Origin of the sequence: Pseudoalteromonas sp. TB25 (assembly GCF_000497995.1) — a bacterium.
Lineage (GTDB): Bacteria > Pseudomonadota > Gammaproteobacteria > Enterobacterales > Alteromonadaceae > Pseudoalteromonas > Pseudoalteromonas distincta.
In genome coordinates this window covers 1-707 of the sequence record NZ_AUTI01000054.1, presented here as the reverse complement: position 1 = coordinate 707, position 707 = coordinate 1, and the positions used below count along the sequence as shown (strand labels likewise).

The 707-nt window shown below is 41.9% G+C and carries 1 protein-coding gene; it reads right to left on the bottom strand.

Annotated elements, in window-relative coordinates; all coding sequences use genetic code 11:
• Nucleotides 1-707: TonB-dependent receptor (locus L652_RS0100955; protein ID WP_024603196.1), on the bottom strand; the 707-nt coding region annotated here is incomplete at both ends.

The window sequence follows — 707 nt, the reverse complement described above, 5'->3', positions numbered from 1 at the left end:
CAGCCACCAAAGCCGCATTCTGTGCCATCGTCTTTTGTTCTACCTGCTAGCATATTATTGGTGTAGTCGTACTGCATATGCTCGTAGCGCACACCTGCTGTAAGTAACCATTTATTTAATTGCCAATCAAGCGATGCAAAAGGGGCATAAAGCGTGGCGTTTACATCGTAATCGTAATGCTTACCTTGGGGTACTGTAGCCACTAAAAATGCAGAACCTTGAGTGGGCTCATTTTGACTTTGAGTAAAGTCGGCTTGCGTGTATTCGCCATCAAGCCCGAGGTTTACTTTTACATTGCTTTGTAAATTATGTTGATAAAGCGATTGTATGCCAAAACCAGTTTGACTGTTTGTTTCAAGCGGTGTGCCGGGTAAAAAGTGCTTAAAAAAGTCCATGCTTTGGTCGCGAAAATATAACGTAGTAGAGAGCACATCATCGTTATTTAATTGCCATGTTGCATTGCTCCATGCTCTAAATGCGCGTGCTTTTCTAAATGCGTCAGGGTCAAAGTTTTTTTGCGCTAGGTCTTCGTTTTTATAGCTTTCAAAGCCCGTAATAAATCCCGCAGTTTGCTGATCAAGATTTGTGTAAGTAAGCCCAGAGGTAAGTAATAAATTATTATTTGAATAGCGATGGCGAATATTTACTTTTTGTTGCTCTACGCTTTCGTCGTCGCGGTAACCGCTATCGTCGGTAACACTTGCGTT